This is a genomic window from Rhodoferax sp. GT1R46 (genome assembly GCF_056521285.1).
Window position 1 is genome coordinate 124,423 of the sequence record NZ_JBWMBC010000008.1, and the last position, 13,572, is coordinate 137,994.

The 13,572-nt window shown below is 58.1% G+C and carries 13 protein-coding genes; 9 read left to right on the forward strand and 4 right to left on the reverse strand.

All coding sequences use genetic code 11. The annotated features are described in order from the left end of the window. Positions 1 to 81 precede the first annotated feature (81 nt). From AC097W_RS16795 to AC097W_RS16825, 7 genes are all read left to right on the forward strand, one after another. Entirely contained in the window at positions 82 to 927 is an 846-nt protein-coding gene (locus AC097W_RS16795) for a transporter substrate-binding domain-containing protein (RefSeq protein ID WP_479603771.1), read from the forward strand. A gap of 71 nt (positions 928 to 998) precedes the next feature. Next, the gene (locus AC097W_RS16800; protein WP_479603772.1) at positions 999 to 1,685 is read left to right on the forward strand and encodes an ABC transporter permease; all 687 of its coding nucleotides are present in this window, start codon (positions 999 to 1,001) and stop codon (positions 1,683 to 1,685) included. Further along, entirely contained in the window at positions 1,685 to 2,398 is a 714-nt protein-coding gene (locus AC097W_RS16805; protein ID WP_479603773.1) for an ABC transporter permease, read from the forward strand. Before AC097W_RS16800 ends, AC097W_RS16805 begins: the two co-directional genes overlap by 1 nt. A 6-nt stretch (positions 2,399 to 2,404) precedes the next feature. Next, positions 2,405 to 3,547, forward strand: coding sequence for a succinylglutamate desuccinylase/aspartoacylase family protein (locus tag AC097W_RS16810; RefSeq protein ID WP_479603774.1), 1,143 nt, complete (start codon positions 2,405 to 2,407; stop codon positions 3,545 to 3,547). 35 nt (positions 3,548 to 3,582) lie between these two features. Beyond that, positions 3,583 to 4,359 carry an ABC transporter ATP-binding protein gene (locus AC097W_RS16815; RefSeq protein ID WP_479603775.1) on the forward strand — a complete coding sequence of 259 codons (777 nt, stop codon included), beginning with the start codon at positions 3,583 to 3,585 and terminating at the stop codon, positions 4,357 to 4,359. Positions 4,360 to 4,495: 136 nt separating this feature from the next. Next, positions 4,496 to 6,592, forward strand: a complete 2,097-nt coding sequence (locus AC097W_RS16820; RefSeq protein ID WP_479603776.1) for a diguanylate cyclase domain-containing protein — start codon at positions 4,496 to 4,498, stop codon at positions 6,590 to 6,592. Positions 6,593 to 6,640: 48 nt separating this feature from the next. Then, entirely contained in the window at positions 6,641 to 7,561 is a 921-nt protein-coding gene (locus AC097W_RS16825) for an acyltransferase (RefSeq protein WP_479603777.1), read from the forward strand. Between the two features lie 23 nt (positions 7,562 to 7,584). On the opposite strand, the gene AC097W_RS16830 is transcribed toward AC097W_RS16825, so the two are convergent. Next, positions 7,585 to 8,511, reverse strand: a complete 927-nt coding sequence (locus AC097W_RS16830) for a LysR substrate-binding domain-containing protein (protein WP_479603778.1) — start codon at positions 8,509 to 8,511, stop codon at positions 7,585 to 7,587. Positions 8,512 to 8,637: 126 nt separating this feature from the next. Between AC097W_RS16830 and AC097W_RS16835 the strand changes: the two genes are divergently transcribed. Continuing rightward, positions 8,638 to 9,288, forward strand: coding sequence for an FMN-dependent NADH-azoreductase (locus AC097W_RS16835; RefSeq protein WP_479603779.1), 651 nt, complete (start codon positions 8,638 to 8,640; stop codon positions 9,286 to 9,288). A 308-nt stretch (positions 9,289 to 9,596) separates the two neighbouring features. Here the strand turns inward: AC097W_RS16835 and AC097W_RS16840 are convergent, their stop codons facing one another. Both AC097W_RS16840 and AC097W_RS16845 read right to left on the reverse strand, forming a co-directional pair. After that, complete coding sequence (locus AC097W_RS16840; protein ID WP_479603780.1) at positions 9,597 to 9,923, reverse strand: hypothetical protein; 327 nt, start codon at positions 9,921 to 9,923, stop codon at positions 9,597 to 9,599. A gap of 163 nt (positions 9,924 to 10,086) precedes the next feature. Continuing rightward, positions 10,087 to 10,749, reverse strand: coding sequence for an NAD(P)H-dependent oxidoreductase (locus AC097W_RS16845; RefSeq protein ID WP_479603781.1), 663 nt, complete (start codon positions 10,747 to 10,749; stop codon positions 10,087 to 10,089). A 134-nt stretch (positions 10,750 to 10,883) separates the two neighbouring features. Here AC097W_RS16845 and AC097W_RS16850 point away from each other — a divergent pair, with 134 nt between their 5' ends. Then, positions 10,884 to 11,807: a LysR family transcriptional regulator gene (locus tag AC097W_RS16850; protein ID WP_479603782.1), complete on the forward strand. Its 924-nt coding sequence runs from the start codon at positions 10,884 to 10,886 to the stop codon at positions 11,805 to 11,807. A gap of 8 nt (positions 11,808 to 11,815) precedes the next feature. On the opposite strand, the gene AC097W_RS16855 is transcribed toward AC097W_RS16850, so the two are convergent. Beyond that, a complete protein-coding gene (locus AC097W_RS16855; RefSeq protein WP_479603783.1) occupies positions 11,816 to 13,570 on the reverse strand; it encodes an N-acyl-D-amino-acid deacylase family protein in 1,755 nt (584 codons plus the stop codon). Positions 13,571 to 13,572: the final 2 nt, after the last annotated feature.

Here is a 13,572-nt window from a genome sequence, read left to right on the forward strand (position 1 = left end):
TGCATGCTTTGACCCGTAGAATCATTTTTTTAAATTCTTCAACCCGCCCAAGGCACGCTTTGGGCCCATCCGGAAACCAATATGAAAAAATTGCTCTTGGCGCTTGCCATTACTTCGATGCTCGCAGCATGCGGCAAAAAAGAAGAACCCGCACCAGCCGCTGTTGCGCCGCCCGCAGCGGCACCCGTTGCAGCCGCACCTGCACCCGAAGCGGCTGAGCTGAAGGTCGCTATTGACCCAACCTACGAGCCGTTTACCTTCAAAACGGCCGATGGCAAGCCAACCGGCTTTGACGTCGACATTGCCAGCGCGCTGTGTGAACAAGTCAAGCGCAAATGCGTTTTTGTGGAACAAGTGTGGGACAGCATGATCCCTGGCCTGAACGCCAAGAAATATGACGTCATCATCAGCTCGATGTCCATTACCGACGAGCGCATGAAGGAAGTTGACTTCACCGACAAGTACTACAACACGCCCAGCCGCATTGTTCTCAAGAAGACCGTCAAATTCACAGACGCGGCTTCCATCAAGGGCAAAAAAATCGGTGTTCTCAAGGGCAGCACCCAGGAAAAATACGCCATGGGTGACTTGAAGCCAGCCGGCGTCGTAGTGAACTCGTATGAAGCGCAAGACCAGGTTTACCTGGACATCAAGTCCGGCCGTCTGGATGGAACCGTGGCTGACTTCATGGAAGTCACCGGTGGATTCCTGAGCAAGCCAGAAGGCGCCAACTACCAGCTGGTCGGCCCTGATCTGAAGATGCCCCAGTACTTCGGCTACGGCGCTGGCATTGCATTGCGTAAGGGTGAGGACCAGCTCAAGGCTGACCTGAACGCCGGCATCAAAGCCATCCGCGCCAATGGTTCTTACAAGACGATCGCCGACAAGTATTTCAGCAAGTACAACATTGACGTCTACGGCGAATAATCGCTCTTGACTGGTTGCGACGGCGTGCAGCTAATGCGCGCCGTCGTTTTTACTTGTAATGTTATGAACCCATGAACGCATATTACGCAGGCATCCTTCAAGGCTCACTCCTGACCGTAGGCGTGTCGCTTTGCGCATTGCTGGTATCCATCGGTCTGGGCTTGTTGGGCGCGGCGGCAAAGCTCTCGGGGCGTCCGGTGATGGTTGCACTGGCAACCGGCTACACCACAATTATTCGGGGCATACCCGACCTGGTTGTCATGCTCCTGGTCTTTTACGGTGGCACGATTGGCATCAACCATCTGCTTGAATGGTCTGGCAGCAAGGCCACCGTCGACATCAACCCCTTTCTGGCGGGCGTGCTGACCATCGGATTCATCTACGGTGCCTATATGACCGAAACCTTTCGGGGGGCCATCCTGTCCATCCCCAAGGGGCAAACGGAGGCTGCCTGGGCTTTCGGCATGAGCCGGCCCCAAACATTTCTTCGTATCACCATGCCACAAATGGTGCGCTACGCCTTGCCGAGTTTTACCAATAACTGGCTGGTATTGATCAAAGCCACTGCACTCGTGAGCCTGATTGGCCTGAAGGAAATGACCTACCTTGCCAAACAAGCGAGCGCAGCCACCCGCTCACCTTTTGAATTCTTTCTTTTCACGGCCGGTTTGTTTTTGATCTACACAACCGTTTCCCTCTATGCCCTGCGCAGACTGAATGCCCGCTATAGCCTGGGCACCAAAAGGGGGCAGTTGTAATGAAGTGGCATGTCATATTCGAGCCCCAAAACCTGGAGCTATACGGCACCGGGATATTGACCACACTGGGATTGCTTTTTTCATCATTGGCGGTCGGCGGCGTGCTTGCCCTGATTTTTGCCCTGCTGCTGACAGGCCCCTGGGCGCCCCTGCGGTGGCTGGTGGGCGCCTATACCTATGTCATTCGTGGCACGCCGCTGTTGATTCAGGTGTATCTGATCTATTACGGTCTGGGTCAGCTGGAGTGGATCCAGGCGAGATGGGATGACGTCTGGCCCTGGACGCATTTCAAGGAACCATTTTTCTGCGCCCTGCTGGCCTTCAGTCTGAACACAGCGGGGTATACCGCTGAAATGCTGGCCGGCGCCATTCGCGAAACCAGCGCAGGCGAGATTGAAGCCGCCCAGTCATTTGGCATGAGCCGTTTTCAAGTGATGCTACGGGTTGTGCTGCCCAGCGCCATGCGCCGCACCCTGCCCGCCTACAGCAACGAAGTCGTCATGATGCTGCAAAGCACCAGTCTGGCCAGCGCCGTGCCCTCCATGCTGGACGTCACGGCTGCGGCGAGCCGTATTTACTCTGACCATTACCTTCCGTTTGAGGCCTATTTGGCAGCAGCGGCAATTTACCTCGTCGCCTCGTTCTGCCTGATTGGAGCCTTCAAGCTCGGCGAGCGGCATTGGCTGGCTTATCTTGCACCACGGAAACACTGAATTACCATGCAACGCATTGACCATCCGCTGCTATCGCCCAGTTTGGGTAGCCAAAAGACGCTGACCAGTTTTCACTTTGGCAAAAGAAGTGACGGTACTGATCGTGGGCCCAAGGTCTACATTCAGGCGAGCCTGCACGCCGAAGAACTGCCGGGCATGCTGGTGGCGCACCACTTGCGCGCCCTGCTGGAGCGCGCGCAGGCGGCAGGGCAAATCAGGGGCGAGATCGTTCTCGTACCAGTGGCCAATCCCATCGGACTGGCGCAGCGCGTGGACCACAAGCCTATGGGCCGGTTTGAACTGGATACCTCCGAGAACTTCAATCGCCACTACCCGGACCTCGCCAAAGCCATCGGTTCGGTGGTGATGGATACGCTAGGCAATGACCCGCAGACGAATGTTCAAATCGTGCGGAGGGCCATAGGGAACTACTTGCAATCCTGGGTGCCAACTACCGAATTGGAAAGCCTGCGGCGCACCTTGTTGACGCTCGCCCATGACGCCGATTTTGTGCTGGATTTGCACTGCGATTGCGAAGGTGTCATGCACTTCTATACGGAGGAGACCTGCTGGCCTCAGCTGGAGCCACTCGCGCGGTTTCTGCACAGCGAAGCGATTTTGCTGGCCAAGAACTCGGGAAGCGGACCGATTGACGAGTGCCTATCGGGAGTCTGGTGGCGGCTGGCCGATGCATTGAAAGCAGGGGGCAGCAAGGCTCCCCTGCCCCAAGGCTGCTGCAGTACCACTGTTGAGTTGCGTGGTGAACTGGATGTTTCCCACGCCTTTGCACAAGCCGATGCGGCAGCCATCTTCGCCTACTTGCAGCACGCCCAAGTGGTGGATTGCACGGTCCCACCCGTTGTGCCGCCGTTCAAATGCCAACCAACGCCTCTGGCAGGTTCGCAAACCCTGAACGCGCCCGCCCCCGGCATTGTGGTGTTTGCCGCCCAGGTTGGCCAGTCACTTCGGGTGGGAGATCTGGTTGCAGAAATCATTGATCCGATCTCCAACCAGAGCCACCGGGTTTTGGCCGGCGTTGACGGAACGTTCTATGCCCGAATCCGCGACCGTTACATCACCAGCGGAGGTGAACTGGGAAAAATTGCTGGCGCCACGCCTTTTCGAACCGGAGAGCTGCTGGGTGCATGAACCCACGGTTTTTCCGCATCCATTTTCAATACCCAATGACTTCCAAGCCCCTCAAACTCCAGGTCGAAAATATCCACAAGCGCTTCGGCAGCAATGAGGTGCTCAAGGGTGTGTCCCTCACCGCGCAAGCGGGTGATGTGATCAGCATCATTGGCAGCTCGGGCTCTGGCAAGAGCACGTTTTTGCGTTGTATCAATCTGCTGGAAAAGCCGCATCAGGGGCGCATCATTGTTGCGGGCGAGGAACTGAAGCTCGTCCCGCAATCCAACGGAGAGTTGGGCGCAGCCGATCCAAAACAACTGGCCCGTATGCGTACCAAGCTGGCCATGGTTTTTCAGCATTTCAACCTGTGGGCACACATGACCGTGCTGCAGAACATCATTGAAGCACCGGTCCACGTGATGGGTATTCCGCGCGACCAGGCTATTGAGGTCGCCCGTAAATACCTCACCAAAGTGGGGCTGGAAGGCAAGGAAGACAGTTACCCGGCTCACCTGAGTGGTGGTCAGCAACAACGCGTCGCCATTGCGCGTGCCTTGGCCATGGAGCCTGAGGTGATGCTGTTTGACGAGCCGACCAGCGCACTGGACCCGGAGCTGGTTTCAGAGGTGCTCAAGGTCATGAAGAACCTGGCGCTTGAAGGCCGGACCATGGTCGTGGTAACGCACGAAATGGGCTTTGCGCGTGAGGTAGCCAACCACCTTGTCTTTCTGCACAAGGGTCTGATTGAAGAAGAAGGCAATCCTGCGCAAGTGCTGGCAAGCCCTAAAAGTGAGCGCCTTGCGCAATTCCTGTCGGGCAGTCTTAAGTAAATTTGATGTTGTTAAATTGGCTGCGATTTCGCAAGCCAGACGCATAAAAGCACTGCAAATTCACCCGAATGGGGGATATCCAAAATCCTGTTGAGCGATAGACTGAATCACTTCAACCTGTCAAAGGATTGTTGGTGTGAAGGTCCACGAGTTTTCAACGCTGTTTGACTTGCTGCCTATTGGCGCGTACCGGTCCAGTCCTGACGGTGAGCTCGTGTGCGCCAATGCCGCGTTGCTGCGGATCAATGGATTTGCCAACGAAGCAGAAATGAAGGCCGACGTGCACAGCATCGGCCCGGACTCCTACGTGAACCCGCAGCGGCGCGAAGAGTTCACGTTCTTGTTGAAAACCCAAGGACAAATATCCGATTTCGTGTCCGAAATGGTTCGCCTGAAAACTGGCGAGCCTATGTGGGTTCGCGAGCATGCACACATGGTCCGCGATGAAAACGGGAACGCGCTGTATTACGAAGGCACGCTGGAAGACATCACCAAGGAATACTTGTCAAAGTCCGCGTTGCGTCAAAGCGAAACCTTGCTCAAAAGTGTTCTCCAGACTATTCCGGACCGGGTTTGGCTCAAAGACATGAACGGCGTCTATCTGACCTGCAATGATGCGTTCGCGGCCAACCTGGGGGTTACCGCGGCGGAAGTGGTTGGTACCACTGACCGTGATTGGGTCAATGAATCGTTTGCCGCCGAATTTCGGGCCACCGATCAACGCGCGTTGCAGTCCGGAAAAACCGTCATGACTGAAGAGGTGATGCCTTCGCCTTTTCACCCGGGCCGTGACCTTTTTGAAATCGTCAAAACGCCGATGCGGGACCGCCATGGCAATACCGTAGGCCTGTTGGGCATGGCGCGCGATATCCAGTTACGCAAAGACGCTGAAGCACTGCTGCGCGATACAACGGAACAACTTGAGCTGGCGATGATGGGTGCGGATCTGGGTCGCTGGGATCACGATCTGACCCGTGAAAAGGGCTACCGCATGGATGAACGCGCCTGCCTGATGCTGGGCTGCGACACCCGCATGTGCGAGCTCAGGCAGGTATGGGGGCATCTGATTCATCCCGATGACTTGCCCGCCACCTTTCGGGCAATGCATGCCCATATTCATCATGGGGCGCCAGCCTACGAGGTGGAATACCGTGCACGTCACACCGACGGCCACTGGGTGTGGTTAAGCAGCCGGGGCAAAGTGGTGCAGAGTGACCAGAATGGCAAGCCACTGCGTCTGGTGGGCACGCTCATGGATATCTCGGAGCGCAAACTGGCTGAAATCAAGCTGCGAGCCGCCCAGGCGGAGTTGCAGGCAACACTCAATGCACTTCCAGACTTGGTGATTGAAGTGACCGTTGACGGGCGGTACCGCGCCATTCACAGCCAGGATGTGTCTGACCTGATCCAGCCCGCTGAATGGATCATTGGTAAATTCATGAGCGACGTATTGCCCAGAGGAGCAGCCGCTATTTGTCTGGAGGCACTGCACGAGGCACGCGACACGGGCCGGTCATCGGGGAAGCAATACAGTCTGTCGCTTCCGCACGGTGTTCAATGGTTCGAGTTGTCGGTGGTTCCCAAACCCACCGAGCCGGGTGAAGAAGTGCGCCTCATTGCCATCGCCCGTAACATCACGGAACGCAAGATTGCCGAGCAGGCGGTTCAGCACATGGCATTCCATGACAGCCTGACCGGCTTGCCGAACCGGCGGATGCTGACGGATCGCCTGCAAAGCGCCGTGTCCACCAGCGCCCGACGCCAGCAGCACGGAGCCATGCTGTTTCTGGATCTGGACCAGTTCAAGCAACTCAATGACACCCATGGCCATGACATGGGGGACCTGCTGCTGCAGGAAGTTGCACTTCGGCTGGAGCTCAACGTGCGGGCGATTGACACGGTTGCGCGCCTTGGAGGCGATGAATTCGTGGTGCTCCTGCAGGATTTGAGCGCCGACTGTGCTGATGCCCGAATGCACACCGCTGCACTTGGGGAAAAGATTCTTTTGAGCCTGAACGACCCCTATACCCTGAAGGGGCAGCGCCACACCTTAACGACCAGCATAGGCGCAACGCTGTTCAAAGGGAACGCTTTTGCACCCGGCGACATCTTCAAACGGGCAGATACCGCGATGTACGAAGCCAAGGCCCGCGGCCGAAACACCCTGTGTTTTTATGAAGAAATGGGGCCCAAGCCCCCGTATATACTGCGCAAAGAGCTATCAATTCAATAGCGAAATCCGGGGGCACGCCAGGGCCCACTACGCAGGAATCCATCCGTCATGCTCCATTTTTTGCCAGCTACGCTGATTGGCATGATCGCCACCGTTCTGATGGTGCTCAACGCACTGTTCTGGGTGCCCATCCTGCTCGTTTTCGCCGCGCTGAAGTTGATCTTGCCGTTCAAACCGGTGCGTCTTTTGATCGACCCGATTCTGCTGTCTATCGCCGAGAACTGGATCGCGGGCAATAGCGCCTGGATGGCACTGACCCAGGACACCACATGGGACGTCCAAGGTATTGAGGGCCTGAACCCGAACAGCTGGTATCTGGTCAACAGCAACCACCAGTCTTGGGTGGATATTCTCGTGCTGCAGCGTTTGCTGAACCGTCGCATCCCGTTGCTCAAATTTTTCATCAAACAGCAACTCATCTGGGTGCCTGTGATGGGCTTGGCCTGGTGGGCGCTGGAGTTCCCGTTCATGCGTCGCCACAGTGAGGAATTTCTGAAAGAGCACCCCGAAATGCGCGGCAAAGACCAGGAAACCACGCGCAAGGCCTGCGAGAAATACGCGCTCATTCCCACCAGTGTGATGAACTTTCTGGAGGGCACACGCTTCACGCAGGCCAAGCAGGCCAGGCAGCAGTCACCCTACAAGCACTTGCTCAAACCCAAGGCCGGTGGCATGGCGCTGGCCCTGGACGCCATGGGCGACAAATTCCAGGCCATTCTGGATGTGACCATCGTCTACCCGGACGGCCCCGTTGCATTTTCCGATTTTCTCAAAGGCAAACTCAAGCGCGTCATCGTTCGGGTCCGTACACTACCCGTCCCGCAGCATTTGCTCAAGGGCGATTACGCGCAGGATCCCGCTTTTCGTGAGGCCTTTTCGCAATGGGTGCAACAGCTCTGGCGCGAGAAAGATGCCCAGATTTCCGCCCTGCTCGACTCGGCCAACGCCTCCAAACGCCCTGTGCAATGAACCGCCACACGCGGGTGGTTTGGTCACTGTGAGGACGAAGTCACCTGCGCGAGCCCTTCTCGGGTAATGGCTTCATCGAGAAAGTCAAGAAATCGCCTGACCGCTGGCACCAATCCCCGGCGCGATGGAAAAACTGCGTGAAATATGCCCGGGCGGGGTGCCCAGCCCGCAAGAACCGGCACCAGCAACCGGTCGCGGATTTCGTCACTGCACATGTAATCGGGCAAAACACATATTCCAGTGCCGCGCAGGACGGCCAGCTTCAGTGTCAGCAAGTCGTCGGCAACATAGCGCGGCTGGTGCTGAAAGGCGTGGGTCGCGCCATCCGGGCCAATCAGGTGCCAGACGGCGCGCCCGTCAGCACTGGACATGTTTACCGTGTCCAGCCGATCCAGGTCCGCCACTGTTGTCGGTCGCCCCTGGCGCGCCAACTGTGCCGGGCTACCCACGAGCAGAGTTTGGGTGGATCCAAAGTTTTTCACCACCAAGCTGCCGCTGTCATCCAGCGTCGGGCGCACCCGCAGCGCCACATCAAAGCCCTCTTCCACCAGGTCCACCGCCCGGTTACTCACCCGCATGTCTACCCTCACCTGCGGATAGCGTGCCAGAAACTGCGGCAGGATGGGCCCCAGCGTCGTTTGTGCCAGCGTGACCGGGCACGCAATGCGGATGATGCCCCGGGGCTCGGTTTGCGCCTGCGCCACGGTTTCTTCTGCCGCCTGGGCATCCTCACGCATCGCGACACAGTGCCGATGAAACTGCTCGCCCACCGCGGTCAGGGACAGCTTGCGCGTGGTTCTCTGCAGCAGACGCACGCCAATGCGGGCCTCGAGCTCGGCCACGCGCCGAGACAGGCGTGATTTGGGTATGCCCAGCGCCCGCCCTGCGGCGGCAAACCCGCCCCGGTCCACCACCTCGGCAAAGTACAACAAGTCGTTTAAATCCTGCATCGGCTGCACCTATTGTTCTATGAATAGAACAATCTAACGCATTTTCACTGACTTATCAAAGACTATATACATGGGCATACTTAGTCCATTGCTGCAGTTCGCAGCGTCACAAACTGAAATACCACCATGAAATTGCTCCATATCGACTCCAGCGTTCTCGGCACCCAATCGGTTTCCCGCCAACTCACGGCCCAAATAGTCACACAGTGGCAAGCCAGCCATCCGGGCACCACGGTTGACTATCTGGACTTGGCGACAAGCGCACCGAGCCACCTGTCGGCTGACTCGCTCGGCTTTCGCATGGCGCCCGGTACAGCGGCGCTGACCGAAGTGCAAGCACGCGAAAATGCGGTTTCCGAGGCTTTGGTATCCCAATTTCTCGCAGCCGACGTGATCGTGGTGGGCGCTCCCCTGTACAACTTCTCGATCCCCAGCCAACTCAAGGCCTGGATCGACCGCGTAGCCCAAGTCGGACGCACCTTCAAATACACGGAAAAAGGCCCACAAGGCCTGGCCACTGGCAAAAAGGTGATCGTGGCGTCCACCCGTGGCGGCGTGTACTCCACGACGGAAGGCGGACGCGCAATGGAGCACCAGGAGAGCTACCTCCAAACCGTATTCGGCTTCTTTGGCATTACCGACGTGCAGTTTGTGCGCGCCGAAGGCCTTGCCATGGGCGAAGCCCCCAAAGCGCAGGCCATTGCCGCAGCGCATATCGACATCAAGACGCTGGCGTCCGAAGCCGCCAATGAGCCCAAGGCTGTGCAAGCGGCCTGAGCGGTCAACACCGAAAGGCCGGATCGTGGACAAGGCCCCAATTGAAGCCGAGGTCAGATTGCGGTACGCGGCTGTCCGCGATGTGATTGCGGATACAGGGCGCCTTGTGGCGTTGCACATAGGTCATGAGCAAACGGATGTGTTGCCGTGGGCGATGGTCTGGATCCCCTATCGAAATTGCCATTCTCTCAGGTGTAGCCGAGAGTGCATGAATGCAGCTGTCCATTGAGGCCATGGAGCGCACCTTTGATTTTGCGGGAGTTCATGCACCACCTGCAATTCACATCCATCACGGTTTTGAAGCGGAACTACTCCGAATAAAGTCGGGGGCCTGACTGGCTTTCCGAGGGCCCGCCGGTGTCCGGGTCAATCCAGTCAGAGATGCCGATTTCGTCTTCCGCTTCCTGCAGGGATTCACCCGGTTCGGGGGACTCCCCCTCGGCGAGTTCCATGTCGGAAAGCGCCAACTCCCGGCTCTCAAAAGGGCCAATCTCCTGTCGGCCGTCTGGCGCCACCCAGTAATAGCCGTCTGGCCTGGAAACAATCTCAATGTCATCGGTTTCTTCGTCCATACCGGCGACTTCTTCTTCGCTGGGGGGTTCACTGGAGACCGACGTCTTTTTCAAGTTGAGCATGGAGTTGCCCCTTCAATAGAAAAATTGAGCCTACGACCAGCAACCATGCCCGAAACTTTTGCCTTCGCGCACCGCTGCATTCACAGCTACAGGATACTCCAGGAACGGCCCCAGCGGCAATGAACCTGGCGCCGTGCGGGCTCCAGGTTCATTGCATCGTGTATCAGACTTCGGTAATGAATTGCTCGCGTGGACGGCGAACCTTCTTCAGGTTGACCAGCCAATCCTTGTCTTCCTGACGATAGCCAATGGGCATGATCACCACGCTGCGCAAACCGCGTTCGCGCAGGTTCAGAATGGTGTCCAGTGCGCTCGGATCGAAGCCTTCGATGGGCGTTGCGTCCACCCCTTCAAACGCCGCTGCAATCAGGGCGGCGCCCAGGCCGATGTAGGCCTGACGGGCGGCGTGCTGGAAGTTCACCTCGGCATCGCGCTGGGGGTACATGCCCAGCAACATCTGGCGGTAGTTTTCCCAGCCTTCGTTCTTGAAACCGCGGATCTCGTTGGTCAGGTCAAACATCATGTTGATGCGCTCGACCGTGTAGTTGTCCCAGGCGGCAAACACCAGCAGGTGCGAGCCGTCGGTGATCTGGGCCTGATTCCAGGCGATGGGCTTGATTTGTTCGCGTACCGCCTTGTTGGTAACCACGATGATCTCGAACGGCTGCAGGCCGCTGGATGTCGGTGCCAGGCGCGCGGCTTCCAGAATGCGCTCCAGCTTGTCTGCAGGCACCGTCTTGGTGGCGTCCATGCCTTTGGTCGCGTAGCGCCATTGAAGCTTGTCAATGAGGGGGTGAACTGAGTTTTGGGGATGGCTGTCGCTCATGTGCGTTTTCCTGGTTCTGTATGTGAATCGAATGCATATCAATGCAACCAGGTTGCACTTTAGACATCTATTTGTTGCTTGCATAGATTCAATATGACAAAATTGAGTTGCATTTTTATCAACAATCATTTTTTATGCTGAACCCCCAACACCTTGCAACCTTTTCTGCCATCGTCAGCGCCGGCAGCATCAGCAAGGCGGCAGCCCGTCTGGGCTGCGGAAAATCCGTCATTTCCCGGCAGCTGGCGAAACTGGAGGCCGATTTAGGTGCACGGCTGATCCAGCGCACGACACGTAAACTGACACTGACCGAGGTTGGCGAAGTGGTGCTGCTGGAGGCCCAGCAAATCGATCGCTCACTGGCGAACGTCGAACAGATCTCTGGCCAGTTCCAGCAGGAAGTCAGGGGTCGTCTGCGCATTGCCTGCCCCCGACCGCTCGGCCAGCGCTACCTGGTTCCCCTGCTGACGGAGTTCACCCAACGCCATCCGCTGGTGGAAATGACATTGATCGTGGAAGACCGCCTGACCGACCTGGTCGCGGAGCAGATTGATGTGGCCGTTCGCGTTGCGCACATGGAAGACTCGACGCTGATCGCGCGCAAGCTGGCTGACAATCCCCGCGTGCTGGTCGCCGCACCGTCCTACTTGCAGCGCGCGGGCAACCCGACGACACCGGCCGATTTGGCGCAGCATGAATGCCTGCTGTACGTCAGTGGCGCCAAGGTGTGGGACGAATGGAGCTTTCATGGCGGTGATGACACCACCCAGGTCACCCAGATTCGCGCCAATGGCCGCATCCGGGTCAACGATGGCATGGCACTGGTCGCCAGCGCGTGCACCGGCGCTGGCATTACGGTGCTGGACCGCCTGCTGGCACAGCATGAGCTCACCAGTGGTGCGCTGGTCGAACTGTTACCGGCTTACCGCCTGAGCCCAGGTCCGTCGATCTATGCGGTGTACCCGGCGCGCAAATGGCTGGCTCTCAACACGGCGACGTTTGTCACCTTCCTGCAGGAGCGCCTGTTTGGGGCTCTAGCCCCCGCAGGTACTGCGTAAGCAGCTATTTAATTGATAGCGCCCTGCCGCGCCAGGTAACGTCCAAACTTCTGCACCCGGCCCAGCTCCGGGTTGACCACATCGTTGCGCATGGCCACGTTGCCGTTGATCAGGGTGGCTTTTACCACGCCATCGCTGCGGTTCACCACGCGCAACAAACCACCCATTACCGCCATGGGCGATTCGGCGTAGCGCATCAGCGTGGCCTGCTGAAGAGCCTTGGGGTCCAGCACCACCACATCCGCCTGTGCACCCACCTGCAGTTTGCCAGCGTCCAGGTTGTACCAGTCTGCAATCTCGCCGGTCAGGCGCCACACCGCTTTCTCGGGCGTCATCACGGGGTGCTCGGTCATGGCGAGCTGCAGCATGCACAGGCCAAAGTTGTAAAACGCCATGTTGCGCAGGTGCGCGCCCGCGTCCGAGAAGCCCACCAGCCCGCAATCGGCATTCACATTCACCGCCACGCGCGCCGGGTTGTGGTTGCCAATCAAGGTGGACCAGCGCAGTTGTTTACCGTGGTCTATCAACAGGTCAAGAAAGGTGTCCACTTCATGCACGCCGCGCTGCAGGGCAATGTCACGCACGGTACGCCCGACCAGCGTGGCGTCGGGGCAATCAATGACGCGGGCATCGCCAAAATCCCGGTGCCACACACGGCCGCCCCATTTGCGCTGGTAATCGCGCTTGAACTGTTCACGGTAGGCCGGGTTGGAAAACAGCTTGTTGCGGTCAAAGTCTTTTTTGAGATGCAGGGCCACTTCACCGGCCGGAAATTCCTCAAAAATGATGAAGTCGATGCCGTCGGCATACACCAGAAAGGGCTGCGGCAATATTTGCCATTTGAACGATGCGCCCAGCAGCTTGTTAAACGCACGGGTAGCGGCCGACATCACGATGTCCAGCTTGGGCTTGGTCTTGACGTCCATCAGCGTGATCAGCGTGGTGCGCAGCGTGCGCCGCGATGCCAGGCTGCTGGATGTGACCATGAAGAACAACGCGTTCAGCGGATTGGTCAGATTGGGAGCCGACTGCAGAATGGCGTTGCGCTTGCGCAGCAGCCGGTGCAGGCGGCGGTATTCGCTCCAGCGCGCATACACCGACGGCAAAGCGGCCGAACGGTAGCGGTCGCCATCGACCTTGTCCCAGGGGTTGGTCATGCTCGACAGCCCCAGCAGCCCGAGGTCAATGCCTTCGTTGAGGTGTTTTTCCATTAGCTGCATCTCGGCCTCGCTGGGTTTCTCCTTCGGGTCTACCGCACGCCCCAGGCCCATGACGGCCACGCGCAAATCGGAATGGCCCATATAGCTTGCAATGTTGGGGCCAAAGGGCTGGCTCTTCAGGTAGTCCACATAGCCCTTGCTGTCGCGCCAGCTCTTGGTCTTCTCCAGCACGGGCAGCACGTACTCACGCGGGATGGACTCCACGCGGGTGAAGATATCGGACGCATCCTCGGGGTCGCTGTAGATCATGCTGATGGAGCAGCTTCCCACAAAGCAGGTCGTGACCCCATGGCGAACAGACTCCTCCAGCGCGGGCGCCAGAATCATCTCGGCATCGTAGTGGGTGTGGATGTCGATAAAGCCGGGTGTGACCCACTGACCTTGCGCGTCAATTACCTCGTCAGCATCGGCCGTATCCAGCGGCGTCTCACTGATGGCGGCAATCTTGCCGTCGCGAATGCCGACATCGGCGATGCGCGAAGGCCCGCCGGTGCCGTCAAAAACCCGCCCACCGCGAATGATGGTGTCAAAAACCTCGCCCATGC

What these genes read in the sequence shown, in the direction of transcription:
- AC097W_RS16850 (WP_479603782.1), top strand. Translation starts at nt 10,884, where the DNA reads ATGCTGAACCCCCAACACCTTGCAACCTTTTCTGCCATCGTCAGCGCC.
- AC097W_RS16835 (WP_479603779.1), top strand. Translation starts at nt 8,638, where the DNA reads ATGAAATTGCTCCATATCGACTCCAGCGTTCTCGGCACCCAATCGGTT.
- AC097W_RS16810 (WP_479603774.1), top strand. Translation starts at nt 2,405, where the DNA reads ATGCAACGCATTGACCATCCGCTGCTATCGCCCAGTTTGGGTAGCCAA.
- AC097W_RS16805 (WP_479603773.1), top strand. Translation starts at nt 1,685, where the DNA reads ATGAAGTGGCATGTCATATTCGAGCCCCAAAACCTGGAGCTATACGGC.
- AC097W_RS16800 (WP_479603772.1), top strand. Translation starts at nt 999, where the DNA reads ATGAACGCATATTACGCAGGCATCCTTCAAGGCTCACTCCTGACCGTA.
- AC097W_RS16840 (WP_479603780.1), bottom strand. Translation starts at nt 9,923, where the DNA reads ATGCTCAACTTGAAAAAGACGTCGGTCTCCAGTGAACCCCCCAGCGAA.
- AC097W_RS16830 (WP_479603778.1), bottom strand. Translation starts at nt 8,511, where the DNA reads ATGCAGGATTTAAACGACTTGTTGTACTTTGCCGAGGTGGTGGACCGG.
- AC097W_RS16845 (WP_479603781.1), bottom strand. Translation starts at nt 10,749, where the DNA reads ATGAGCGACAGCCATCCCCAAAACTCAGTTCACCCCCTCATTGACAAG.
- AC097W_RS16855 (WP_479603783.1), bottom strand. Translation starts at nt 13,570, where the DNA reads ATGGGCGAGGTTTTTGACACCATCATTCGCGGTGGGCGGGTTTTTGAC.
- AC097W_RS16795 (WP_479603771.1), top strand. Translation starts at nt 82, where the DNA reads ATGAAAAAATTGCTCTTGGCGCTTGCCATTACTTCGATGCTCGCAGCA.
- AC097W_RS16825 (WP_479603777.1), top strand. Translation starts at nt 6,641, where the DNA reads ATGCTCCATTTTTTGCCAGCTACGCTGATTGGCATGATCGCCACCGTT.
- AC097W_RS16815 (WP_479603775.1), top strand. Translation starts at nt 3,583, where the DNA reads ATGACTTCCAAGCCCCTCAAACTCCAGGTCGAAAATATCCACAAGCGC.